This window comes from Halorussus salinisoli (assembly GCA_005239435.1).
In the GTDB taxonomy this organism is placed as follows: domain Archaea; phylum Halobacteriota; class Halobacteria; order Halobacteriales; family Haladaptataceae; genus Halorussus; species Halorussus salinisoli.
In genome coordinates this window covers 275,213-299,886 of the sequence record SZNP01000005.1, presented here as the reverse complement: position 1 = coordinate 299,886, position 24,674 = coordinate 275,213, and the positions used below count along the sequence as shown (strand labels likewise).

Genomic DNA, 24,674 nt, shown 5'->3' with positions numbered 1-24,674 from the left:
ACCAACCCACGGACCGACCGCACCGCAGACCAACCCACGGACCGTCCGTCTCGCACCCACCCGAGCGCGCGGGACGCTCACTCGGCCGCCCGACCCCGGGAGGGACACCGATGGCCGTAGGCGACCTCGCCCTGCTGGTGGCGACCATCATGGGCGTCTACTCCCTGCTCGCCATCGGACTCAACATGCACTGGGGCGACACCGGCCTCCTCAACTTCGCACACGCCGCGTTCTTCGCCATCGGGGCGTACACCTCGGCCATCCTGACGACGCCGCCCGAGACGGGCCTGCTCGCCAACCGGACCGTGGGAGCCAGCTTCCCCATCTTCGTCGGTATCGGGGCGGGAACGACGCTCTCGGCAGTCGCTGGGGTCCTCATCGCGGTCACGAGCGTCAGGCTCGAAGGTGACTATCTGGCGATGGTGACGTTGAGCTTCGCCGAACTCATCCGGTTAGTCATCCACAACGAGGGGTGGCTGACCTCGGGTGCTCAGTCGCTGAAGGGCATCCAGCGCCCGCTGGAGGGGTCGGTCCCGATTCGATACGACCTCTTTTACTTCCTGGTGGTCGCGGCGGTGGTAGCGGTCAGCTACCTCGTCTTCCGGCGACTCGCGGAAAGCCCCTTCGGCAGGGTCCTCCACGCGGTCCGGGAGGACGAGGACGTGCCCCTGGCGCTCGGCAAGGACACGACGTGGTTCAAACTCAAGTCGTTCGGCATCGGCGCGGCCATCGCGGGCCTCGCCGGGGGTCTCTGGGCGCACTACGTCTACGCGCTCACTCCGAACATGTTCCTGCCGAGCCTCACGTTCACCATCTGGGCTGCGGTCATCATCGGCGGCGCGGGGAGTCACCTCGGCGCTATCGTCGGCACCGTCTTCATCGTCGGCATCCGTCAGATGACGCGGTTCGTACCCAACGACGTGCCGTTCGCGGAGGACCTGCCGTACATCCGACTGGTCGTCATCGGCGTCCTGCTCATCGCGGTGCTGTACTACCGACCCTACGGTCTGCTCGGCGATCGAGAACGCATGCTCGCGGGGAGCCAGGAGGGGCCGGACTGATGGCGGGGTTCGACCCGCAGTTCGTCTGGAACGGACTGGTCGTCGGGAGCATCATCGCCGTCGCGGCGCTCGGCCTCACCCTCATCTTCGGTATTCTCAACTTCATCAACATCGCGTACGGCGACTACATGGCGGTCGGAGCCTACTTCACGTTCGCGGCCAACACCCAGTACGATCTGCCAATCGTGGCCGCGGCGCTGGTCGGCATGGTCGGGATGGCGGTCGGCGCGCTCGTGGTGGACAAACTCGTCTTCGAGCGGTTCCGGTCCAGAAGCGCCATCGTCCTGCTGGTGGTATCCATCGGGGTCGCGTTCGTCCTCAGGAACCTGATACGCATCGTCTGGGGAACCAGGAACAGGCGGTTCAGCGGTCCCATCGAGGCTGCCCCGGAGGTCTTCGGCGTTCGGGTACTCCCGGACCAGGTCGCAATCATCGTGGTCAGTTTCGTCATCCTCGGCGGAACCTATCTCCTGCTCCGCCGGACCAGAATCGGCATCGCCATGCGGGCGGCCTCCGACGACACCGACCTCGCGCGCATCCGAGGCATCGACACCGAACGCCTCGTGACCTACGTATGGATCGTCGGCGGAGCCATCGCCGGTATCGCGGGCATCCTGCTGGGACTGGACGCCCAACTCCGGCCCAACATGGGGTTCACCGCGCTCATCCCCATCTTCGCCGCGGTCATCCTCGGCGGCATCGGCGACCCCCTCGGTGCGGTCGCTGGCGGGTACGCCATCGGACTCGCCCAGGAACTCAGCGTCGTCGTCATCCCCTCGGAGTACAAGCCCGCCATCGGCCTGCTCCTGCTCATCATCGGCCTCCTGTCGAAACCGGAGGGCATCTTCGGGGAGGCGACCCGATGACCGACCCGGTCCTCCGCGCGGAGAACCTCCGGAAGTCCTTCGGCGGACTGGTGGCGGTGGACGACGTCTCGTTCGCGGTGGAGGAGAGCACTATCGTGGGTCTCATCGGGCCGAACGGTGCGGGCAAGTCCACGACGTTCAACCTGCTCTCGGGGTTCCACGAGTTGGACGACGGCGAGGTGATATTCGAGGGCGAACGCGTCGGTGGCCTCTCGCCTCACGAGCGCGCTCAGCGAGGCATGGTCCGAACGTTCCAGATCACCCGCGAGTTGACCGGGATGAGGGTCATGGCGAACATGCTGTTGGCCGCCCAGGACCACCCCGGCGAGAAGGTCCTGTCAGCGCTGGTCAACACCGACTCGGTCGATTCACGGGAGGAACGGGCGCGCGAACGCGCCGAAGACCTACTGAAGTTCCTCGAACTCTGGGAGTTGCGCGACGAGTACGCGGGTAACCTCTCCGGCGGTCAGCGCAAACTGTTGGAACTCGGTCGGGCGCTGATGGCCGACCCCGACGTCCTCTTGCTGGACGAACCGGTGGCCGGGGTGAACCCGGACCTGACCGACCGCCTGCTCGCGCGCATCGACGACCTCCAGTCCGAGCGGGGGATGACGTTCGTCATCGTGGAACACGACATGGACGTTATCATGTCCATCAGTGACAAGGTCGTCGGGATGCACAACGGCGAGGTGCTGTCGGTCGGGACGCCCGAGGAGGTCAAACGGGACGACCGAATGCTCGAAGCCTATCTCGGAGGTGCCGTGTGACGCTCCTCGAAGTCTCGGACGTCGAGAGCGGCTACGGCGACGTGCTCGTCCTCCACGGCGTCGATCTGACGGTGACGGAGGGTGAGATGGTCTCGATCATCGGCCCGAACGGCGCTGGCAAGTCGACGCTCCTGAAGACCGTTGCGGGCCTGCTCTCGACACGGTCGGGCGAAATCCGGTTCGGCGGCGAGGACATCGCCGACGTTCCGGCCGAGGAAATCGTCTACCACGGCATCTGCTACGTGCCACAGACCACGAACGTCTTCGGCAACCTCACCGTCGTCGAGAACCTGAAGATGGGCGCGTGGGCGCTGGAGGACGCCGATTTCGAGGACCGCGTCGAGCGCGTCTACGAGCGATTCCCGGTCCTCGAAGACCGTCCCGACCAGCGCGCCGAGACGATGAGCGGCGGCCAACAGCAGATGCTGGCGATGGGCGCGGCGCTGATGCTCGACCCCGACCTGCTGATTCTGGACGAACCCTCGGCGGGTCTCGCGCCGCAACTCATCGACGATGTGTTCGAGAGAATCGCCGACATCAACGACTCGGGGACCGCGGTGCTGATGGTCGAACAGAACGCCCGGCGCGCGCTCCGCGAGGCCGATCGCGGTGTCGTCCTCGAAATGGGCGAGAACCGCTTCGAGGGCACCGGCGAGGAACTGCTGGAGTCCGAGGAGATTGCGGAACTGTATCTCGGGTCGTGAGGCGGACGACGGGTCACCCTTTCCACGGCGGCGACCGGTCCGGCGTCCGCCGGTGAACTGGACGGCCCGACCGCGGTTGCTCGCTCGACCGACTCGAACGACGACCGCGAGCGGCGTCGGCTTTCGAGGACGTATTACTCCGACGCCGACGACTCTTTCGACTCTCCCTCCACGGAACACCGCCGATTATCGCTCTTGATAACGACCGACTGGCTTTAAACCTCCGGCACGTGATAGCTCGTACACTATCGAGATGCAACCGATGGAAGTCGCGTACGTCGTACTGAGCGTCGCCCTCGTAGTCGCCGGTCTCACGCTCGTCGCGCTCGCCGCCCGCGCGTACCTCGAAACCGGCAGTCGGTCGATGTTCCTGCTCGCTATCGGGTTCTCGCTGGTGGTCGCCGCGGCGGTGGCCACCACCTTCAGCGCGTTCCTGACCGACTTCTCCCGGAGCAGGCTTCTGCTGACCATCAACTACGCGGTCACGACCATCGGCTACGTCTTCATCGTGACCAGCGTGCGGACGCAGTGACTCGGTCCGGTCGTCTCGATTTCGTCGCTTCGATTGTATCGTCGTCGATACTCGGCCTTTTGTGCGTATTTTCGAGTTCGACTGTGAACGTGACGTACGCTTCGAAGAAGTTCGCTACTTACTCCGAGAGTTACGGAGTCACCGCAACGGCACCACGCGGCACAGCGACAGCCTCGAACCTCCCCAACCGCCTGCGCTTCTCGCTTCGCTACGATGCCCGCTCCTCGCGCGCCTCGGTGCGGCCTCGAACTGCACGGCCGCGCCATCGCGCGCCGGGTTGGACGAGTCAGTCAACGTGAAGAGGTTATTTGCTCGGTCGAAGGAAATATTATACGTTCTTTAAGCAGTATATGGGAGCCTAAAACAATCATATTTCTTTTTCTCCGGCCGTCCTGCCGCCTCGGAAACCTACTTGCCGCAGGACGCCCACGGATACCCCATGACGGATACTCCGGAGTTCGAGCGACGCCTCCGCGACGGCGACCCCGTGGTCGGCCACTGGCTCTCGGTCGGCCACCCGGCGGTCGCGGAGGTCTGCGCCCGCGACGCCGACTTCGCGGTCGTGGACACCGAACACGCGCCGACTGACCTCGAAACCGTGACGAACGTGGCTCGCGCGGTCGAATCCGCGGGGGACGCCGCCCTGCTCGCTCGCGTGGCCTGGAACGACCCCGTGCGAATCAAGCGCGTCCTGGACACCGGCGTTTCCGGTGTCCTGGTTCCGATGGTCGAGACCGCCGACGAGGCCCGCGAGGCAGTCGAGGCAGTGCGCTACCCGCCCGAGGGCGTCCGCGGCATCGCCGGGTCGCGGGCCAACGACTACGGCCGGGAACTCGACGAGCAGGTCGAGCGCGGGGACGCGGACCTCGTGACGGTCGTGCAGGTCGAGACCGAACCGGCCGTCGCAAACGCCGCCGACATCGCCGCGGTCGAGGGCATCGACGCCCTGCTCGTCGGCCCGGCCGACCTCTCGGGTTCGCTGGGGGTCTTCGGCGAGTACGTCTCCGACACCTTCCGCGAGGCGGTCGAGACCGTCCTCGACCGCGCTCACGAGTCGGACACTCCGGTCGGGACGCTGGCGACGAACGACGAGGAAATTCGGCTGTGGGCCGACTACGGCTACGACTACCAGATCGTCGGGGTGGACGCGGGCTATCTCGCCGAAGGGGCCGAGCGCGCCCAGAGCGCCTACGACGACGTGATGCGATGACCGACGAGCGACCCGCCTCCCCCGGCCTGACCTGCTACCGATGCGGTCGGACCGCCACCTTCCCCGCCCGCAAGCGATGCGAGTGCGGCGAACCCCTCTGGTTCGTCACGGACGACGCGGCGACGGAGTTCGCGTGGCCCGAGTCGGGGACCGGTGTCTGGCGCTACGCCGACCTCCTGCCGGTCGGACCTCACGCGGCCGAGCGCCCGGACGCGTACGGGAGAGCGGGCGTCGGCGCGGCCGCTGGCGCGACTCCGCTCGTCCGCGCCCCGACCCTCGACGCCGACGCGGGGTGCCGACTCTGGCTCAAAGACGAGAGCGAGAATCCCACGGGGAGTTTCAAGGACCGCGGGAGCGCCGTGGGCGCGGCGTGGGCCGCCGAGGCGGGCCGCGAGTGGATCGGTACCGTCTCGTACGGGAACATGGCCATCAGCGTGGCCGCCAACGCGGCCGGAATCGGTGGCCCAGGTGGCGGGGACGGCCCGGACGCCCTCGTGCTGGTACCCGACGACATCTCGGGCGAGCGCCTCGCGGCCATCGCCCAGTACGACCCCGAGGTCCTCCGGGTCGCGGGCGACTACGGCCGACTCTACTACGAGACGCTCGACGCCGACGCCCCGGTCGAGTTCGTCAACTCGGACACGCCGCTCCGCGTAGCCGGACAGAAGACCACCGCGCTCGAAATCTGCGAGGCGTTCGCGTCTGCGTCCGAGGCGCTCGACCTGGCGGGTCGCGCGCCGGACGCCATCGTCCTCCCGGTCAGCAGCGGCGGCCACGCCAGCGCGACGTGGAAGGCCCTTCGCGAACTCCGGACCGCTGGCTTGCTGGCCGACGAGGACCTGCCGCAACTCTACTTCGTGCAGGCCGCCGCTTGCGACCCAATCGCAGAGGCCTACCGCGAGGGCGACGACGAAGTCTCCTCGACCGAGCAAACCGGATCGACCGTCGCCTATTCCATCGCCAACTCGGACCCGCCGAGCGGAACGCGCGCGCTCACCGCGGCCCGTCAGACCGGCGGTGCGGTCCTGTCGGTGCCTGACGACGAGATTCTGGAGGCGAAGGCCGACCTCGCGCGGAATGCGGGCTTCTGCGTCGAACCGGCCTCGGCGACCACGCTGGCCGGGGTTCGGCGACTCTCCGAGGCGGGTGAACTCGCCGAGTCGGACGAGGTGGTCGCGGTGCTGACCGGAACCGGCTTTCGGGAGTTAGACGCCGCGGGCGCGAAACCCGAGGCGGTCGAACTCGCCGACCTGCCGGGCCGACTCGGCGATTTGGTCGGGTAGACCCGGTCTCGTCCACCTCACTCGCCGGTTCGGAACTCCTCGACGAGTCGGACGTACTGCTCTGTAAACTCGGGGACGTCGTTGCGGGCTTCGATTTCGTCGGCGGCGAGCCAATGAACTGCGGCCACCTCCTCGGTCGCGCGCGGTCGGGCCTCTCCGCCCGCGTACTCGCAGCACGTGACGACGTTCAGACACGGCGTTCCGTCGTCGGCCTCGAAGGTGGAACTGTGGACGTACTCGACGGTTCCGACCTCTACGCCGACCTCTTCGGCGACCTCGCGGGCGGCGGTTCGCTCGATGGCGCTCCCGTCACCGGTCGAGGATTCGACCTTGCCACCCGGAAACCCGAGGAGACCGGCGGCGTGGTCCTCCTGCTCACTCCGTTCGATGAGCAGGTACTCGTCGTTACGAACGACTGCAGCGTCCACGTTCACGACGTAGGCGTACTCCTCCATGGTTACTCGCCGACGAAGACGATTTCCTCGATTTCGCGCCGCTCACCGTCTGCGTCGTCGTTCTCGTACTTGTAGACGACGCCTTCCTCCTCGCCGGTGGTCGCGTTGTGAGACCCGTCGCAGAAGGGGTACTCCTCCGAGAGACCGCAGAGGCAGACTGCGACGTCGCCTTTCTCGTCGTCGAGGTCGCTCTCGTCCAGTTTGAGCGGGCCGGTCGCGTCGTGGGTGATTTCGCGGGCCATGCTCGGCGGTACGAACCCGGGGCCCCTAATCCTTGGTCTTGCGCTCAGTCCCTCTCGTAGGCCCCCTCGCGTACCAGTTCGCCGCGTTCCGCCAGCACCTCCGGCGTCCGACAGACCCCGTTCGCGCCCGTCACCTGCGGGACCGTGCAGTTGTTGCAGTTCTCGCAGATCGCCTCGGCCCGACCGGCGTCCGCAGTATCGAGCAGTCTCGCGGGAAGTCGGGGTTCGGCGTAGAACGGTCGGCCCATCCCCACCGCGTCGCAGGCTTGCGGTGACTCGCCGCCCCCGAGCAGTCGGTCCATCTGTTCGCGGGTCCGAATTCCGCCCTCCAGCAGGACCGGTACCGTTACCCTCTCGCGCACGCGCCGCGCGAGGCCGGCGTTCCACGCCGGTTCGAAGTCGTACTCGAACGCCTCGACCCGATTGGCGGCCGCGACCAGCGCGGCCTTCCACCGACTGCCGAACGCGGAGACGTACCCCTCGCGGAACCGCCGGTCGCGCCACGCTCGCTCGGGAAACCGCCCGCGAACGATGCTCATGTCCCAGAACGTCGAGACCCGAACCGGCGCGAGCGCGTCGTAGCCGATACGGTCGAGGCGCGCACAGATTTCCACCGCGTCGGCGGCGGTGAGGTGACGGCGGACGAACGGCGGACTCTCGGTCTCCGCGGGCACCTTCGCGACGACCGGCAGGTCGCCCGCCCGCGCTCGAATCTCGTCGCGGACCACCTCGAAGAAGCGCACGCCATCCCCGAACTCGTCGTCCCGGCAGTTGTAGAACGGGGAGAGGAACTGCTGCAGGATGCCCATGTTCGCGCCCGCGAGGTGGACGCCGTCGTAACCCGCGTCCGCGGCGTTGGCGGCACATCGGCCGAAATCCTCTGCGAGGTCGTACACCTCCTCGGTCGAGAGGACTCGCACGTCGAAGTCGAGAAATCCGAGTCGGTCGGCGAGTCGCAGGGGCCACGGCGGCTCGGACACCGCGAGTTGGGTCAGTTCGGGGTTGGCTCGGCGATACTCGACGTGCCACGTCTCCATGCTCCTGAGGCCGCCGTGGTCCAACTGCACGAAGACGCGCCCGCCGTGGTCGTGAACCGCGTCGGTGAGTTTCGAGAGGCTCGCGGTGAACTCGGGGTCCGCGAGACCGGTCATCGACGGCGCGACCCGGCCGCCCTCCTCCCTGACGGGGGCCGCGCCCTGAAAGACGAGTCCGGCCCCTGCCGCCGCGGCGGGTTCGAGCTCGTCTACGAGCGTCTCCGCGGCGTCGGGTCCCTCGCCCGCGCATTCGAGTAACGGCGCGCGGTAGAGCCGATTCGGGAGTTCGACGCCGCCGATTTCGAGGGGGGTTTCGAGTTCGGGCACGTCGAGTCTCTCGTTCGACGTTTCGGCGGTAAAGTGTTTGGACGGCACTGAGAAGCGACTGTGCGACTTCAAGGTACAAATTTATTTCCTAAACGTTTCTACAGAGTGTCTAAAGACACAATTTCACGTCTGAGTCCAAACACTTATGGCCTCACGCGACGAATTATTACATAAGGTAAAGACGCGGAAGAAAATCGGCGCTTTTTTCTGTTGTCTCCGCATAGCTTTTGCTCCGGCGCTCGAACGCGCGGGATTCGGGCGCTCTCACTGGCGAATCGGACGACGACCGACGCGACTAGCGACGCGTGACGGGACACCCGCCGGACCGTCGAGCATCGCTCCAGACCACCGACAGCATCCATGACAGAGACATCTCCGGAAGCCATCGACGACGCACCGCCCGCCGAGGAGCAACCGCCCGTCGAATCGTTCTCCGACCCCGAAATCCTCCGCGACCGAGCGGGGGTCCGCTTCACTCACGAGGAAGCCGTCCACGACGACCGGGACCACTGTAACACCGACATCGACGGTAGGGCCGTGGTCGGCGTCACCAACGACGCGGGCGAGGTCCTACTTGCGGTCCACCGAGAGGAGTCGGTCGCAATGCTCCCCCACGGTGGGGTCGAACCGGGCGACGACTGGGCCGCTGTCGCCCGCCAGACGGTCGAGATAACGACCGAACTCCCCTTCGAAATCGACGGCGTGAAAGTCGTGCGCGAAATCGACCACTTCGCGAAGGGTGAGGACGAACCCCACGCCACGACCTACGGCGTCGTCTTCCACGCCTCGCTCACAGGCGACCCCAAGAGCGCGAGCGCCGAGAGTCCCAGCCACGACGACAACGAGCATTGGGACGCCGATTGGTTCGGCGAGGCCCCCGAGAACACGCCCGAGGGGTTCGACCTCCCGGAGGACGACATTCGATTGTTCGTGGACTGAATACCTCGGTCCCCCATACGGAGAGTCGGATTTTACGTTTCCGTTAACGCAAACGTTTACGGAAACGATAACCACACTCACTCGCCGACCGACGAGTTCCGGGCGCACGAGTACCGGAGGAGTTCCACCCGGCGCGTAGGTCCCGGTCCCTCCAACCGAGTCGGCTGTTCGATGTAGTAGATTCCGAGTCGCTCCACGCCGGTCTCGTGGGCCCCGTCCCACCGCCGGCAGAGGTCGCCGCGAGACGAAAACGTAGCGGAAGGAGTGGCGGACGGACAGGAACGAATTCGAGCGACGACGCTTAAGTCGCGGTACGTCGTATCGGTCTCCATGACCGTCTACGAGACGGACGTGCCCGGGGTCGGTCGGAAGTTCGAGTACGAACTCGACGGCGACGACCGTCTCGTACTCGTCATCCACCACGACGGGAAGCGCGAGGTGTTCCGGCGTCGGTCGGCCGAGGCCGACAGCGAGAAACTCTTCGAACTCGGCGACCAGCAGGCCCGCGAGTTCGGCACGCTGCTGGAAGGCGCGTACTTCCAACCGGTCGATTTGGAACGCGTCCAAGTTCCGCTCGGCGAGGAAATCATCCAGTGGCACGACGTGGAGTCGGAATCGCGGTTGGCGGGCCGGTCGCTGAGCGAGTCGAACGTTCGGCGGGAGACCGGAACGTCGATACTGGCGGTTCAGCGAGGCGACGAGACGGTCGCCAACCCGCCGCCGGAGTTCGAACTCCGGGACGGCGACGTCGTGGTCGCGCTCGGCACTCGTGCGGAACACCGGACGCTCACGGATCTCGCGTCGGACTGATGGCCGAGGCCGTCCTCGTAGAGTTGGGCATCGCGTTCACGGCGCTCGCAGTCGCAGGCGCGGCCGCGGCCCGTCTGAACCAGTCGGTCATCCCCGCCTACATCCTCGCGGGCGTCGTCGTCGGCCCGAACGAACCCCGGTCGCTCGGACCGCTGGACCTGACGCTGGTCTCTCCGTTAGAGATACTCGACGTGGGGGCAGAACTCGGCGTCGTGTTTCTGCTGTTCTTCCTCGGACTGGAGTTCAGTCCGGAGCGACTGCTGGCCCGGCCGACTCGGCTGTTCGGCGTGGGCGCGACCGACTTCCTCGTCAACTTCGGCGTGGGGTTGGCGCTGGCTTCGCTGTTCGGCTTCCCGTGGCTGACTGCGCTGTTCTTCGCCAGCATCGTCTACATCTCGTCCAGTGCGGTGGTCACGAAGTCGCTGGTCGACCGCGGCTGGATAGCCGATCCGGAGAGCGACGTCATCCTCGGTACGCTCGTCTTCGAGGACCTGCTCATCGCGGTCGTCCTCTCGATTCTGACCGCGGTGGCGCTTGGCGGTGGCGGCGTCGTCACGGTGGTCGCTTCGATCGGGAAGGCCGCGGCGTTCCTCGGCGTGCTGGCGGCCGGATCGGTGTACGGAACTCCGTACCTCGAGCGACTGCTCGCGGTGGAAGCCGACGAACTGTTCCTGCTGTTCGCGGTCGGCATCACCACGCTAATCGCGGGCGAGGCGCTCGTGCTCGGTGTCAGCGAGGCGGTCGCCGCCTTCTTCGTGGGGACCGCTTTCGGCCAGACCGACCACGGCCAACGCCTCGAACTCGTGGTCGGTCCTACCCGTGACCTGTTCGCCGCGGTCTTCTTCCTCTTCATCGGCCTAACGACCGACGTGGCGGCGTTCCTCGACGTCTGGACGTTGCTCGCAGTCGGCGTGGTAGCGACGACGCTCTCGAAACTCGCCAGTGGGATAGCTGGTGGTCGGTTCTACGGACTGAACCGACGTCGGTCGCTCAGAGTCGGCGTCGGTCTGGTACCCCGAGGGGAGTTCTCGCTGGTCATCGCGGCGCTGGCGACTACCGCCGCCGCGACCGTCCCGCGCACCGACGAACTCGCCTCGTTCACGGTCGGGTACGTCCTCGTGATGAGCGTCATCGGTACGCTGGCGATGCAGTACGCCGACTCGCTGACGGCGTCCCCCAGTCAGGAGTAAGAGAGAGCCGACGGCGGGACGACCGAACTACTTCCACTTGATGGAGCAACCCCGCGAGGGCATGAAGTCGAGGTCCACGTCCTCGCCCGCCAGTACGGCGTCGATGGCGTCTCGGACGTAGATCTCGGTCGGCTCGTCGTCGGGGTTTAGCGCGTCGTCGAGTCGGCCGTGGTAGGCCAGCGTGAACGTGTCGCCGGTGTTCCGCAGGAGGAACGGGTCGGGAGTGCAGGCCGCGCCGTAGGCCTCGGCGACCTCCTGGGTCTCGTCCCGGAGGTAGGCGTCGTATCGGATTCGGCCGTCTTCGACCCACTCGACCATCTTCTCGTAGGAGTCGTCGGGGTACTCCTCCTCGTCGTTGGGGTTGACGCCGACGACGGCGGCGTCGTCGTACTCCTCGGCCACGTCGTTCAGCAGGTCGAACTTGGCCTGCGCGTACGGGCAGTGGTTGCACGTGAACACCAGCAACACGGCGTCGTAGTCGGCGAAGTCCGCGAGCGTGTGGGTCTCGCCGTCGGTGCCCTTCAACTCGAAGTTGGGAACTGGCTCTCCGCGCTCCAACTTTTCTTCGGACTCTTTCATTACCATGTGTGGAGGTTGGTCGTCCGCGGAAAAATAGGTTCGGGAGGTAATCGGGAGGCGTTTCGATCCAAGCGGAAGCCAATCGGAGACCCTGCTGAGGGGTTCGGAAAGCAGACGCAGGAACCCGCCTGCTCGCGGTTGCACCGCTCGCATCGCGGTGCAGTACGCCGCGCACCGCCCGCGTGACCGCGAGCGGGCGGCCCCTTCGTCACCCCGATGTGGATTGGGAGGACCGTACCGGCGGATGGGTCGCGGAGCGATAGTCCGACGAGAGATTCCAAAATTATTATAAGAACAACAAAATTAAATGTATTGGAAACAGGATTATTTCCGTGAGCACGCCGAACTACAGCGACAGGTACGGAATCGTCGCGCGTTGGGTCGCCGAGTAATCGAGCGCCTCCGACTGACTCACCCCGTCGGGCGTCACGAGGTCGACGACGTTCGGGTTCGCGTCGTCGTCACGGCCGCCGCCCAGCACCCAGTCGCCCGCTTCGGCCATCACGGGCCGAATCCGGCCTTCGCTGAAGCCGTCCTGACACAGCATCAGGGGAACCACCTGCTTGTCTTCGAGGTCGCCGCCGAGCGCGGACTTGGGCACGTCGATTTTTATAGCGTCCACCGATTTATAGCCCGAGAGACTCACGTCCTGCGTGACCTCCGACCCGTCGGTGGCCTCGACGCGCGGCGCGACGAACCCCTCGGCGAACACCCGGTAGTGGTACGGAGCCTCGAAGGTCGCGTTGACGCCCTCGCGGGCCTCCGTCGTGCCACCGGACGCGGCGGGGTCTCGGACGTAGATCTGGAGCGACTGGACCGAGACGGCGTTGCCACCCCACGGATTGGTCAACTCGCCGCCGAGTCGGACGAGGAGCTGGTAGGCGTCGTCGGTCTCGTAGACGCCGAACGTGTCGATGTCGAACGCACCGTCCACGAACGCACCCGCCTTCGGGTAGACGTAGCTTCCCGGTCCGTGGTCGTCGCCTGTGGGGTCGTCGAACTCGGCGAGGCGGTCGCCCACGTCGAGGCGGGCGACCGTCTTCCGGGCGACTGCCGTGCCGACTTCGGTCACGTCGCCCGCGGTGGCCGCGACCACGGTGACGTCGGTCTCGCCGTCGCCGACCGTCAGGTCAACCGAGAACTCGCCGCCGACCTCGCGCCGGACCGTCTCGGCGGGCGTCTTGACGACGACTTCCGCGCCGTCGGTGGTTCCGGAGACCGTTACTCGTTCGTCGCTGACGACGGTGGGCGGGAACTCCACGTCGAGAGTCGGCCCCTCGGGTCGGTCGCCCTCGGTGTATCGGTCCGCGACGAACTCGGGTCGCTCAACCGGGCTACCGGCGTCGATGGAGTGGGCCAGACGCACGAACTGGGCCATGCTCCACGCGAGTGGAGTCGCCGACCCGGTTCCCTCGCCGAACTCCCACCCGAACTCGGTGGGTTCGGGCCGGTCCCACACCTGCTCGGGAATCATCCGACCGGAGTTGGCGAAGTCGGCCATCGTTTCGAGCAGGTTTCGCGGTGCGACCGCGCCCGAGTCGGTACCCGCGAGGAGTTCGTACTCGCCGCGCTCGCCCGAGAAGATGGGCCAGAGCCGCCCTCGTCCGGAGTAGTCGAGGCTCCACGGCGCGCCCGCCGGATAGACGTCGCTCCCGTCCTGCTCGCCGTAGCCGTCGCCGTTGTACCGGTAGAACGCCGGGCCGTGCGGCGTCTCCACCCGGATGGTGTCGTCCACGACCGACAGCGAGTTGCGAATAGTAGCGTCGTCCCACGGCTTGACGCCGAGTCGGACGAGTTCGAGGAAGCCCGCGTCGATGACGTTGCGCTCGTCCAGCGAGGGGCCGCCGTTGGCAAGCCCTCGCTCCGCGCCGTCGTCGGGGTCCTCGTCGTCGTTGATGCGGAAGTAGTAGGGCGTGTTGGTGTGCCGGTCGGTGCCCGTCTCGGTCGCCATCCACTCCTCGGTGTTCTCCTGCCAGTCGTCGGCCAGCGCGAGATAGACCAGCGCGTCACCGCGTTCGCCCTCGTCGGCGGCGAGTCGGGCCGCGCAGGCGAGACCAGCGATTTCGGCCGCGGTGGTCGAGGGCGAGTAGCCCGACTCCTCCTCCCATCGCTCTTGGCCGGTGGCGGGACCGTTCGCCGCGACGTAGTCCGCGGACCGGGCGACGTTCTCGTAGTCGAATCCGACCTCCTCGAAGTCGAGGTCGTGGCGTGTCAGATACTGGTAGGCCATCACCTGCGGGAACGAGATATTGTCTATCTGCTCGCCGCCCCACCGCGTCCGACCGTCGAGATAGGTGTTCTGCGGGAGGAAGCCGTCCTCGCGCTGTTGGTACTCGTAGAGGTATTCGAGGGCGGCCCGGGCGCTCTCCTCGTCGCCCATCGCGTCGAGCGCGGTGTACGACTGGTAGAGGTCCCGCGCCCAGACGTAGTTGTAGCCGTAGTCCGCGGGGTCGTTGGCGACGACCGCCTCGCCCCACGGGACGCTCGCGCTGGCGACGCCAGCCCCGGGGAACTGCTTGGACTCGACCGCCTTCAGCACCATCGCGGCCGCGTCGTACTGTCGCCGGAGGTCGGGGTCGCCACGCACCGAGTCGGGGGTCTCGACGCTCTTCAGGTACTCTCGCCACCCCTTCGCGTACTCGGCGCGGACCGCGTCGAAGCCCCGCGAGAGCGCGCCCTCGGCCTCGTTCGCGGCCGCGCTCTCGTCGTTGTCGTCGGCGAAGCCGAGTGCTATCGTGTCTCGGACCTGCGGCGCGCTCTCGGCGAGTCGCCCGACGAGCGCGACGTTGCCCTCGGCGCTGTCGTGAGCCGTGAAACTGCCGTCCTCGAAGAGCGCCTCGACGTCGCCGCCCACCACGTCGGCGCTCGCAGCGCCGAAGCCTCGGTCCGAGGCGAGCGCGGCGGCGACGTCGTAGGGGTCGCCGTCCTCGTCCAGAATCACGGCCTTCTCGTCGCTCGTGGTGTCGCGGGCCGTGAGGTGGCGGTCGTTCTGCTCGCCGCGGACGCGGGCTTCGTCGCCCTTCCCGCTGTTCGAGAGGGCGGTGTCGGCCACGACGTACACGTCGTACTTCTCGGGGCCGCGGGACTGGAATCGCACGTCTGCGAGCAGGGCGTCGCGGTCGGGGTCGGCGGCGTACTCGACTCTTAGTGTCCAACCGCGTTCGGCGTCCTCGATGGTCTGCTCGAAGACCAGCGCGTCGTCGTCGGCCATCTCGGTCCGTCGCTCGATGGGCGACCGGTCGTCGTCTTTCTTGCTCCCGTTGAAGGTGCGAGCCGAGTAGTCCGCGTCGGGGTCGGCCACCACGAAGTCGAGTGTCCGGAGGTTCAGTAGGTCGATTCGCGGGAATCGGGCCTGCGCCAGCGCGCCCTCGGTCAGCGTGAACCAGACCTGCGAGGGGTCGTCCTCGCCGTGGTCGGCGACGGTGCCGACGCCGTACTGCTCGCCGGTAGTCCAGTGGGCGTCCGCGCCGCCGGAAACGCCGGTCTCCCCGCCGAAGGGCGTGCCGGACGCCGCGCCCGCGCCGACCAGCGGGAGGGTCGCGCCCGCGCCGACCGCCTTCAGTACGTCCCGTCTCGATTCACTCGGAACTGGGTTGTTTTTTCGCACAGTCCCCAACGAATCAGCGACACCACTTGGTTCTTGTTGCCACGGAACGGCCGAAAGTCCGGCCGAAAAGCGTTAGTGAGTCGATGCAGCCGTCTCCTCGGGCGGTCCGCCCGGCAGTTCGTCGCGGTCGTGTGGTTCCTCGAAGTCGACGTCCGGTCCCTTCGGCACGATGCGCTTGGGGTTCAGGTCGGCGTGACTCCGATAGTAGTGGTTCTTGATGTGGTCCAGGTCAACCGTCTCGGCCACGCCGGGGGTCTGGTAGAGGTCCCGGAGGTAGGGCCAGAGGTTCTCGTAGTCCGAAATCTGCCGGACGTTGCACTTGAAGTGGGTGTGGTACACCGCGTCGAACCGAATCAGCGTGGTGAACATCGCCACGTCGGCCTCCGTGAGTCGGTCCCCGCAGAGGTATCGCCGGTCGGAGAGTCGGTCGTCGTACCGGTCGAGCGCGTCGAACAGTTCGGTGACGGCCTCGTCGTAGGCCTGCTGATTTCCGGCGAATCCGACGCGGTAGACGCCGTTGTTGATGGGTTCGTAGATGTCGTCGATGGTCTCGTCTATCTCGTCGCGGTAGCCCTCCGGGTAGAGGGTCACGTCGCGCTCGGCCACGTCTCCGAACTCGGTGTCGAGCATCCGCATGATTTCGGCCGACTCGTTGTTCACGATGGTCTGCTTTTCCGTGTCCCACAGCACGGGCACCGTGACGCGCCCGGTGAACTCGGGGTCGGCGGCGACGTAGGTCTCCCGGAGGTAGTCGAAGCCGTTGACGTGGTCCTCGGTGCATCCCTCTTTCTCTGGGCTGAACTCCCACCCGTCGTTCTCGCGGTATGGGTCCACGACCGAGACCGAGATGGCGTCCTCCAGTCCCAGGAGGCTCCGGACGAGCAGGGTGCGATGGGCCCACGGGCAGGCCAGCGAGACGTAGAGGTGGTAACGGTCCGCCTCCGCCGGAAATTCGGCGTCGGGGTCGGCTTCCACCCGACTCCGGAAACTCGTCTCCTGACGGTCGAAGTTCCCCTCCTCGTCGGTGGATTCGTAGGCATCGACCCGCCACTCGCCGTCCACGAGCATGTTCATGACACTCTAGGATGGGTCTCGAACGCCAAAAGGGTCGTTGCTCGCGGCAGTCGGGACCGCGATCCCTGCGCGAATTTCGACTACCCATCTCCGAACGGCGAATCTCGACCAATCATCCCGGCGCGCGCTGGCGCGACCTCGCTGTTCGAGGTCGCGCCCATGCGCGCGAGGGACGCGGCCGCGGATGCGGCCGCGAGGTTGGGGAGGTGTGAGGCTGTCGCGGTGCTGTGCGGGGTGGTACGGTGCTGTGCGGCGACTCCTTGGCTCGAGAAGTAGCTTGCTTCACCCGCGGTTCCGCTCGGCCCGCCGCCCCAGCACGCCGACCTCACGGTCTCGGTTGTCGGTCCCGACGGCGACCGCCTCGAAACCGTCGAACACCGGTTCAACTGCTACACTCCCGACGGTTCGGTTCCGTGACCGACACGCCTCGGGTCGTCGTCGGCTACCGTCGTTCTCCCACGAAACTCCGGGCCAGTTCCGCCTCCGCGCGTCGTAACCGATACGAGAGCGTCGAGCGCGGCAGGTCCAACTCCTCGGCCAACTCGCCGACCGTAATCCCGCGCGGCGTCTCGTAGTATCCGCGTTCGACGGCGGCCGCCATCGCCTCGTAGTGGGTGTAGGGGAGCGCGGGCCGCCCGCTGTAGGCCGAGAGCCACGCAGACTCGTCGGTTACCTGCTGGAGCGTGAACCGAACGTCGTCGCCCGACTCGGCCTGAATCGCGTCCGAGAGGTTCCCGAGGTTGGCGTCGCTCGGCAGCAGGACGTGCCACTCGTAGCGCGGGCCGTGGCGCTCGGTGGCGAAGAGGACGCCGGGCCCCAGATACGACAGCGCGAGGTGGGGAATCGAACTGCACGCGCTCGTTCGCTCCCACGCCGTGAACAGGATGCGCGTCGAGGGGTCCCGGTGGAGGACTTCGGTCCGGTGGTCGGCCCCGCAGTCCTCGGCCCCGAGGCAGTCGGCGGCGTGGCCCCAATCGGCGTACGCGACTTCGGCCGCCTCCAGCGACTCGGTGGGTCCGGTCAGTCGGTCCACCCGCCAGCAGTTGCCGGGCGTGACCGTACACGCCAGCGAGCGCCCGTACAGGTTCGGAGAGTCCCGGAAAGCGTCGGCCACCGAGTCGGCCCCGGCGTCGTACTCCAGCGCGAACGAGAATGCGCGCATACCGTCCGTTCGACCCGTGACAAGTTAGAAGCGGTGGCGTGTCCTCCGACGCACGACCGGCGGAGCGTCACTATCTTCTGGGAAACAAATCTCTACTCTTAAGAAATGTTTTCCAGTGCTAGAAATACGAACATATTTCCTCCATCCGCCGTCAGTCGTGGTGTCCGTTTGCGAATCTATCGACGGCGGAACGTGTCCGCTCGCCTTCAGCGGCGAACCGAAGGCCGTAGCGAGGACGCCCGGTGAACACGACGGTGCGTGATATGAGTTGGCACACACCAACCGAGAAGCCACGTATCTCTCTGCCTTTCGTTGGCACATGGTCGAAGCGGGCCAACTCGTACTGACTGCGGTCATGGGGGTACTACTGGTCGCCGTCGCCGCGTTCATCCTGCGCATCGAGAACTGGCGGTCGTACACGCCGCTCTCCGGTGGCGGCGGTGGTGCCTACCGCGAAGGCGCGGAGGTCACCCACCAGGAGAAACCCGGCGGGTTGGCGAGATGGCTGACGACCGTGGACCACAAGGACATCGGTATGCTCTACGGTCTCTACGGTCTCATCGCGTTCACGTGGGGCGGCATCGCCATCCTCCTGATGCGGACCGAACTGCTCACGCCGGACTCGGTAGTCATCGGGGCGAACTTCTACAACTCGCTGTTGACCTCTCACGGAATCACGATGCTGTTCCTGTTCGGAACGCCGATTCTGGCGGCGTTCGGGAACTACTTCATTCCGCTGCTCATCGGCGCGGACGACATGGCGTTTCCGCGGGTCAACGCCATCGCGTTCTGGTTGCTCCCGCCGGGCGCGCTCCTCATCTGGGCCGGGTTCTTCTTCGCGCCGCTCGGTATCGGCGTGGACCCGGCCCAGACCGCGTGGACGATGTACACGCCGCTCTCCGTGGAGCAGACGAACCCCGGCGTGGACCTGATGTTGCTCGGACTCCACCTCACTGGCGTCTCGGCGACGATGGGCGCTATCAACTTCATCGCCACCATCTTCACCGAGCGCGGCGAGGAAGTCGACTGGAAGAACCTCGACATCTTCTCGTGGACGATGCTGACCCAGTCGGGGCTCATCCTGTTCGCGTTCCCGCTGCTCGGGAGCGCGCTCGTGATGCTCCTGCTCGACCGCAACTTCGGCACCTCGTTCTTCCTGAACCCCGGCGGTGGCCCGTTGCTGTGGCAACATCTGTTCTGGTTCTTCGGCCACCCGGAGGTGTACATTCTCGTCTTACCGCCGATGGGCCTCGTCAGCCTCATCCTACCTAGATTCGCGGGCCGGAAGCTGTTCGGCTTCAAGTTCGTCGTCTACTCGACGCTGGCAATCGGGGTCCTCTCGTTCGGCGTCTGGGCCCACCACATGTTCAGCACTGGCATCGACCCCCGCATCCGGGCGTCGTTCATGGCCGTCTCCCTGGCAATCGCGGTACCGAGCGCGGTCAAGACGTTCAACTGGATTACGACGATGTGGAACGGCAGACTTCGACTGACCGCGCCGATGCTGTTCAGCATCGGTTTCGTCCAGAACTTCATCATCGGCGGCGTCACCGGCGTCTTCCTCGCCTCGGTCCCCGTGGACCTCGTGCTTCACGACACCTACTACGTGGTCGGCCACTTCCACTTCATCGTGATGGGCGCTATTGCAGTCGCCGGGTTCGCGGGCATCTACTACTGGTTCCCGCTCTACACCGGCCGGATGTACCAGCGTACCCTCGCCAAAATTCACTTCTGGCTCACCATGATCGGGACGAACTTGGTGTTCTTCGCCCTGCTCATCCTCGGCTACGGCGGGATGCCCCGGCGCTACGCCACCTACCTCCCGCAGTTCCAGGACCTCCACTTCGTCGCCGGAGTCGGGACGTTCATCCTCGCCTTCGGCCAGCTAATCTTCGTCTGGAACATCGTGACCTCGTGGCTGGAGGGCCGGAAAGTCGAGAGTGGCGACCCGTGGAACCTCGAAGACGACGGTCTCAAGACCAGGGAGTGGACGTGGTTCGAGCGCAAGCGCGAGACCGCGGTCACTGCCACCGACGGCGGTGACGGCGTCGCCACCGACGACGGCGACGAATCCGGGGACGACTAACCCTCCACCTCGAAGACGAACTCCACACCGCCGGCTTCGCTCTCGCCGACCTCGACCTCCCACCCGTGCGCATCGGCGATGCCTTCGACGATGGAGAGTCCGAGACCCGTCCCGTCGTCGGTCGAGTGGCCACACTCGAACAGTCGGTCGCGCTGGCCCTCGGGAATACCCGGTCCGTCGTCGGCGACTGCGAACCCGCCGTTTCGACCGACGACTCGGACCGTCGGGTCGTCGCCCGCGTGGTCCACGGAGTTCCGAAAGAGGTTCTCGAAGAGGTTGCAGAGGCGGTCCGGGTCGGCTTCGACGGTTTCGGGGGCCTCGACTTCGAGGGCGGCCCCGCCGGTTGCGACGTTCGCCCACGCGCCCTCGGCCACCTCCGCGAGCGCGACCGGTTCGGTCCGTCCGACCGTCTGGCCCTTCCGCGCCAACACGAGCAGGTCGTCGATGAGCGACCCCATCCTGTCGTGGGCCGCCGCCACCCGGTCGAAACTCTCCTCGCGGCCGGTCTCGCGGGCGAGTTCGAAGTGGCCTCGCGCGACGTTGAGGGGGTTGCGAAGGTCGTGGGAGACCACGCTGGCGAACTCCTCCAATCGCTCGTTCTGGGCTTCGAGGCCCCGTTCGCGCTCCCGGAGTCGAGTCTCGCGGTCCGCTCGGTCGAACGCGGCCCGGGCGTTCTCGGTCAGGATTTCGACGAACTGGACGCTCGATTCGGTGAACGGTTCGTCTTCGTGCTTGCCCACGCTCAGAATCCCGTACTCGCCGACCGGAACGTACATCGTGCGACTGAAGGGACCGAGGTCGTCGGTCGTCGCTTCGTCCACCTCGACCGTGACCGTCTCGCCCTCGCGGTACGCCCGACCGTGCGGGCTATCCTCCACGCCGAACTTCGGTCGCCCGTCGATTTCGTCGGCGTTCTCGCCGCCGATGGCGACGTTGACGAGGGCGTTCTGTTCGGGGTCGTAGAGTCGCATACCGGTTCCGGGAAACTCCAACACGGTGTCGGCGGTTCGGCAGACGATGGACGCGATTTCGCGCTCGGTTTCGGCGTGCATGAGTTCGCGGGTGGCGTCGTGGAGCGCGTTCAGCGTATGCTCGTGGCGTCTGCGTTCGGTGATGTCCCGAAAGTATATCGAGAGGCCGTCCTCCGAGGGAAACACTCGCTCTTCGACCCACCGGCCGGGCTGAAACACGGATTCGGCGACCAGCGTGACTGGCTCTTTGGTTTCGAGCGCTTCGGTGTAGGCCTCGTAGAACTCGTCGCCGACGGCCTCGGGGAACGCCTCGCGGATGTCCTCCCCGACCAGTTCGTCGGGGTCGCGCTCCAGGAAGTCGGCGGCCTGCTCGTTGACGTAGGTCATCTGCCAGTCGTCGTCCAGCGCGTAGAAGGCGTCGGTGATTCTGCTGTGTAGTCGGCGAACCTGCTCGTTTGCCTCTCGGGCCTCCTGCTGGGCGCGGTACTGGGCGACGGCGTTCTCGATGCGGTTGGCCAGCACTTCGTACTGCTCGTTCCCGCTCCCCTTCTGGAGGTAGTCGGTCACGCCCGCCGAAATCGCTTCCGAGGCGATCTCTTCGCTCCCCTTCCCCGTGAAGAGGACGAACGGCAGGTCGGGAGCGAGGTCGCGCACGTCCGCGAGAAACTCCAGTCCGTCCTGCTCGGGCATCTCGTAGTCGCTCACGACGCAGTCGAACGACTCGGCATCGAGGCGTTCGAGTCCCGCCTCGGCACTGGTCTCGATGTGGGCCGAAATGTCGTCGTCGACTCGCTCTAAGTACGTCGCGGTGAGATCGGCGACCGGCGGACGGTCGTCTACCAACAGAACCCGGATAGCGGCCATTTACTCGGAGCGACGGACGACGTCTACAATAACGTTTCGTCGGTTACATGTCACCCTCGGCTCACTCTCCGGTGGTTATCGGCCCGACCTCGTCCACTGGTATCACGGAGTAATCGACCGTGAGCGTGTCCTGAGTGGCCCGAATCTTGCCGACGAACGTGGAGATGTCTTCGAGGCTTCCTTCGAGGATGAACAGTTCCATGCAGTAGTGGTCACCGACGTGGTTGTGGACGTTCGACGTGACCAACCCGTCGTGTTCGTGGCGGAGGTGCATCATCCGCTCCTCGACGGTCGTGTTCTCGTAACTGAACAGCACCGTAACCACGCCCATCAGATCGCGGTCCTCCAGTTTCTTGTCTTCGAACTCTCCGAGGAGGTTCCGGCCGGCTTCGCGGAACACCTCGCTTCGCCCGGTGTAGCCGTGTTCGTCCGCGAAGTCGTCTATGCGGTCGAGGAGTTCGTCGGGCATCGAGATGCTGACGACGGTCATGGTATTAATCGAGGGTCCGAAAAATAATAGCTTTTGTTATCAACTGCCGGATTTCGAAGGCCGTGTTACTAACTCGCACTCATAAGTGCTTGATGCACTCGCTCATGAACTCGTTCAACTGCCGGGCGGCGTCGGTGTCGAGGGTGACGATGGCCCCGTGTTCTTGCGGGAGTGGAAAGTGCATCACCACGGCGTCTTCGAACGAGCGGACGGTCCCGTCGAGGTCACCGTAGGGAAAGGCGCGCTGTTCGCGGGCGCGAGACTCGTTTCGAAGGTGCGAGACCATTCGCTCGATCTCCGATTCGAGCGTTTCGCGCCGCAGGTCGGGTCTGACGTACAGCACCTCGTAGTCGTCGGCGTCGTAGAACCCGACGCCGCGCAGATACTCTCCGGTAGTCTCCCGGAGAAACACCGCCAACTCTTCGACTCGTTCGCGGGGCATGTCACTCTAATCGAACCCCGTCGTGAATAATTTTTAGGCCGGCGAAGGTGTGACGCGCCGTAGTCGGAACGCGGCTACCCTTCCCGGCGCATCGCCTCCGGGTCGCCGAGCAATCCCCACGGCCGGTACGTCATGACGAGGACGACCAGCAGACCGATGACGAGCAGTCGGAGATTCGTCACGACGCTCTGGAAGGGGACGAAATCCTGCAGGAATCGCGGGAGTTCCAGCAGAACCGCCAGCAGGAACCCGCCGAGGAGCGCCCCGCGATTCCGCCCGCTTCCGCCGACGATGACCGCGATGTAGACGTAGAACGCCCACCGCGGTCCGAACTGACTCGGCACGAGGAAGTTGAGTTGGAGCGCCGTGATGGTGCCCGCCGCGCCCATCACCGCACTCCCGAGGACGAAACTCTGCGTCTTGTGGGTGAATGTGTCTTTCCCCACGCTCTCGGCGACCGTCTCGTCCTCTCGAATCGCCTTCAGTACCCGGCCCCACGGGCTGTCCACGCCGACCTCCAGTAGCCAGTACGTGACCGCGAGCAGGGCGAGCGCGACTCCGAGCAGAATCAGATTCGAGTAGTCCATCCCGAGGATGGGATTCGAAACCGAGAGGCCGCGTGCGCCCTGCGTGAGCCACTCCTCGTTCGTCAGGACCAGTCGGATGACCTCCGCGAGACCGAGCGTGGCGATGGCCAGATAGTCGTCTCGGAGGCGCAAAGTCGGAATCGCTATCAGGAGACCGACGGCCCCGGCCGCGAGTGCGCCCACGAACACGGCGGGCGCGAGCGGGAGCGGGACCCCGGCCACGTCCACCCAGAGGTAGGGGAGGTTCAGGCCGAAGGCGGTCGGCGCGCTCGGGGGTTTGGTGACGAGCGCCGCGGTGTACGCGCCGATGCCCCAGAAGGCGGCCACGCTGATGTTGAACAGGCCGGTGTACCCCCACTGGAGGTTCAGGCCGAGTGCGAGAATCACGTAGACGACCGCGAAGGTGGCGACGTTGACGAGGAACGCGGGGAGACCGGTTAACCCTGCGAGAACCACGAGGTCGCCGCCAGCGCCCGTCATCCCCACTGTCCTCCCGCGATGCCGTCCGGCTTGACGAGCAGCACGACCACCAGAATCAGGAACGAGACCGCGGCCCGATAGCTCGCGCTCACGCCGGGGATGGCGATGGACATCTCCTGGGCGATGCCGATGACGTACGCGCCGACCATCGCACCGTAGGGGCTTCCGATGCCGCCGAGGATGACCGCCGCGAACGCGACGAGCAGGACGTTGAACCCCATCCGAGGCATGATGACGCCGGTCTGGACGCCGAGGAAGACGCCGCCGACCGCCGCGAGTGCGCCCGACAGGCCCCACGTCGCCCGGAGAACCCTGTCGGTGTCGATTCCCGTGACCTTCGCCAGCGAGCGATTGTCGGCGGTCGCGCGCATCGCCACGCCCATCTTGGTCCGGGTCAGAAAGAGGTGGGTCCCGAGCGCGAAGGCCGCGGCGACCCCGACGATGGTCAGGCCGTCCTGCGTGATTCGCAGTCGGAGAAGGAGGTCGTAGCCCGCGACGGGGACGGTCGAATCGACCAGTTCGACGCCGCGCCGGAGCGGGAGTCCGTAGGACCGGAGTTGGTTCGACCAGACGATGCGAATCAGGCTTCGGAGGACCAGCGCGACCCCGATGGTGACGATGAGGAGGACGATGGACGAGGAGTCCCGGTGGCGGACGAACAGCACTCGGTCGAGTACGAGTCCGACGAGTGCGGTGGCGACGACGCTGACCGCGAGCGCCGCCGCGAACGGGAGTCCCATCGTGACCTTGGCGACGAAGGCCGCGTACGCGCCGACCGTCAGCAACTCTCCGTGGGCGAAGTTGGCGAAGTTGCCGATGCCGTAGAGTAACGACAGACCTATCGACGCGAGCAGGACGATACTGCCGAATATCACCCCGTTGACGAACAACTGGAGGAGGCTAGCCATCGGC

General features: G+C 66.1%; 23 protein-coding genes. 11 read left to right on the top strand and 12 right to left on the bottom strand.

The genetic code is table 11. The features are described from left to right. Window positions 1–110: 110 nt before the first annotated feature. The 7 genes from E2484_RS16170 (at window position 111) to E2484_RS16140 (ending at window position 6,423) form a co-directional block, all read left to right on the top strand. Window positions 111–1,061 carry a branched-chain amino acid ABC transporter permease gene (locus E2484_RS16170; RefSeq protein WP_137286213.1) on the top strand — a complete coding sequence of 317 codons (951 nt, stop codon included), beginning with the start codon at window positions 111–113 and terminating at the stop codon, window positions 1,059–1,061. Beyond that, entirely contained in the window at window positions 1,061–1,927 is an 867-nt protein-coding gene (locus tag E2484_RS16165) for a branched-chain amino acid ABC transporter permease (protein WP_137286212.1), read from the top strand. The genes E2484_RS16170 and E2484_RS16165 overlap by 1 nt, the downstream gene beginning before the upstream one ends. Next, window positions 1,924–2,694: an ABC transporter ATP-binding protein gene (locus E2484_RS16160; RefSeq protein ID WP_137286211.1), complete on the top strand. Its 771-nt coding sequence runs from the start codon at window positions 1,924–1,926 to the stop codon at window positions 2,692–2,694. The genes E2484_RS16165 and E2484_RS16160 overlap by 4 nt, the downstream gene beginning before the upstream one ends. Further along, on the top strand, window positions 2,691–3,398 hold the full coding sequence (locus E2484_RS16155) for an ABC transporter ATP-binding protein (RefSeq protein WP_137286210.1): 708 nt from the start codon (window positions 2,691–2,693) through the stop codon (window positions 3,396–3,398). The genes E2484_RS16160 and E2484_RS16155 overlap by 4 nt, the downstream gene beginning before the upstream one ends. A 262-nt stretch (window positions 3,399–3,660) precedes the next feature. Beyond that, on the top strand, window positions 3,661–3,930 hold the full coding sequence (locus tag E2484_RS16150) for a DUF7521 family protein (RefSeq protein WP_321112679.1): 270 nt from the start codon (window positions 3,661–3,663) through the stop codon (window positions 3,928–3,930). Between the two features lie 439 nt (window positions 3,931–4,369). After that, window positions 4,370–5,140, top strand: coding sequence for an HpcH/HpaI aldolase family protein (locus E2484_RS16145; protein ID WP_137286208.1), 771 nt, complete (start codon window positions 4,370–4,372; stop codon window positions 5,138–5,140). Beyond that, entirely contained in the window at window positions 5,137–6,423 is a 1,287-nt protein-coding gene (locus E2484_RS16140) for a threonine synthase (RefSeq protein ID WP_137286207.1), read from the top strand. Before E2484_RS16145 ends, E2484_RS16140 begins: the two co-directional genes overlap by 4 nt. A gap of 17 nt (window positions 6,424–6,440) precedes the next feature. Here the strand turns inward: E2484_RS16140 and E2484_RS16135 are convergent, their stop codons facing one another. Genes E2484_RS16135 through E2484_RS16125 form a run of 3 tightly spaced genes read right to left on the bottom strand, consistent with a single transcriptional unit; the run spans window position 6,441 to window position 8,481 of the window. Then, entirely contained in the window at window positions 6,441–6,878 is a 438-nt protein-coding gene (locus E2484_RS16135) for an NUDIX domain-containing protein (RefSeq protein ID WP_137286206.1), read from the bottom strand. Window positions 6,879–6,880: 2 nt separating this feature from the next. Next, window positions 6,881–7,120: a CDGSH iron-sulfur domain-containing protein gene (locus tag E2484_RS16130; protein ID WP_137286205.1), complete on the bottom strand. Its 240-nt coding sequence runs from the start codon at window positions 7,118–7,120 to the stop codon at window positions 6,881–6,883. Window positions 7,121–7,164: 44 nt separating this feature from the next. Beyond that, window positions 7,165–8,481 carry an oxidoreductase gene (locus E2484_RS16125; protein ID WP_137286204.1) on the bottom strand — a complete coding sequence of 439 codons (1,317 nt, stop codon included), beginning with the start codon at window positions 8,479–8,481 and terminating at the stop codon, window positions 7,165–7,167. A gap of 360 nt (window positions 8,482–8,841) precedes the next feature. Here E2484_RS16125 and E2484_RS16120 point away from each other — a divergent pair, with 360 nt between their 5' ends. The 3 genes from E2484_RS16120 to E2484_RS16105 all read left to right on the top strand — a co-directional run bounded on the left by E2484_RS16120 (window position 8,842) and on the right by E2484_RS16105 (window position 11,420). Then, on the top strand, window positions 8,842–9,420 hold the full coding sequence (locus tag E2484_RS16120; protein WP_137286203.1) for an NUDIX domain-containing protein: 579 nt from the start codon (window positions 8,842–8,844) through the stop codon (window positions 9,418–9,420). Window positions 9,421–9,750: 330 nt separating this feature from the next. Then, window positions 9,751–10,230 carry a cation:proton antiporter regulatory subunit gene (locus E2484_RS16110; protein WP_137286201.1) on the top strand — a complete coding sequence of 160 codons (480 nt, stop codon included), beginning with the start codon at window positions 9,751–9,753 and terminating at the stop codon, window positions 10,228–10,230. Continuing rightward, a complete protein-coding gene (locus E2484_RS16105; RefSeq protein WP_137286200.1) occupies window positions 10,230–11,420 on the top strand; it encodes a cation:proton antiporter in 1,191 nt (396 codons plus the stop codon). Before E2484_RS16110 ends, E2484_RS16105 begins: the two co-directional genes overlap by 1 nt. A gap of 27 nt (window positions 11,421–11,447) precedes the next feature. Here the strand turns inward: E2484_RS16105 and E2484_RS16100 are convergent, their stop codons facing one another. From E2484_RS16100 to E2484_RS16085, 4 genes are all read right to left on the bottom strand, one after another. Next, the gene (locus E2484_RS16100; RefSeq protein ID WP_170977383.1) at window positions 11,448–12,005 is read right to left on the bottom strand and encodes a thioredoxin family protein; all 558 of its coding nucleotides are present in this window, start codon (window positions 12,003–12,005) and stop codon (window positions 11,448–11,450) included. Window positions 12,006–12,345: 340 nt separating this feature from the next. Continuing rightward, complete coding sequence (locus E2484_RS16095) at window positions 12,346–15,606, bottom strand: glucodextranase DOMON-like domain-containing protein (RefSeq protein ID WP_321112678.1); 3,261 nt, start codon at window positions 15,604–15,606, stop codon at window positions 12,346–12,348. 72 nt (window positions 15,607–15,678) lie between these two features. Continuing rightward, window positions 15,679–16,680 carry a glutathione S-transferase family protein gene (locus E2484_RS16090; protein WP_137286198.1) on the bottom strand — a complete coding sequence of 334 codons (1,002 nt, stop codon included), beginning with the start codon at window positions 16,678–16,680 and terminating at the stop codon, window positions 15,679–15,681. Between the two features lie 442 nt (window positions 16,681–17,122). Further along, on the bottom strand, window positions 17,123–17,842 hold the full coding sequence (locus tag E2484_RS16085; RefSeq protein ID WP_137286197.1) for a helix-turn-helix domain-containing protein: 720 nt from the start codon (window positions 17,840–17,842) through the stop codon (window positions 17,123–17,125). A 355-nt stretch (window positions 17,843–18,197) separates the two neighbouring features. On the opposite strand from E2484_RS16085, the gene ctaD reads away from it, so the two are divergent. Next, window positions 18,198–19,928, top strand: coding sequence for a cytochrome c oxidase subunit I (ctaD, locus tag E2484_RS16080; RefSeq protein WP_137286366.1), 1,731 nt, complete (start codon window positions 18,198–18,200; stop codon window positions 19,926–19,928). Here ctaD and E2484_RS16075 read toward each other — a convergent pair. The 5 genes from E2484_RS16075 to E2484_RS16055 form a co-directional block, all read right to left on the bottom strand. Further along, window positions 19,925–21,763 carry a hybrid sensor histidine kinase/response regulator gene (locus E2484_RS16075; protein WP_137286196.1) on the bottom strand — a complete coding sequence of 613 codons (1,839 nt, stop codon included), beginning with the start codon at window positions 21,761–21,763 and terminating at the stop codon, window positions 19,925–19,927. The genes ctaD and E2484_RS16075 overlap by 4 nt on opposite strands. A 61-nt stretch (window positions 21,764–21,824) precedes the next feature. Then, a complete protein-coding gene (locus E2484_RS16070; protein WP_137286195.1) occupies window positions 21,825–22,253 on the bottom strand; it encodes a CopG family ribbon-helix-helix protein in 429 nt (142 codons plus the stop codon). A 79-nt stretch (window positions 22,254–22,332) separates the two neighbouring features. Next, window positions 22,333–22,695, bottom strand: coding sequence for a DUF7522 family protein (locus E2484_RS16065; protein WP_137286194.1), 363 nt, complete (start codon window positions 22,693–22,695; stop codon window positions 22,333–22,335). 74 nt (window positions 22,696–22,769) lie between these two features. Next, window positions 22,770–23,762: a branched-chain amino acid ABC transporter permease gene (locus E2484_RS16060; protein WP_137286193.1), complete on the bottom strand. Its 993-nt coding sequence runs from the start codon at window positions 23,760–23,762 to the stop codon at window positions 22,770–22,772. Next, entirely contained in the window at window positions 23,759–24,670 is a 912-nt protein-coding gene (locus E2484_RS16055; RefSeq protein ID WP_321112677.1) for a branched-chain amino acid ABC transporter permease, read from the bottom strand. The genes E2484_RS16060 and E2484_RS16055 overlap by 4 nt, the downstream gene beginning before the upstream one ends. Window positions 24,671–24,674 lie beyond the last annotated feature (4 nt).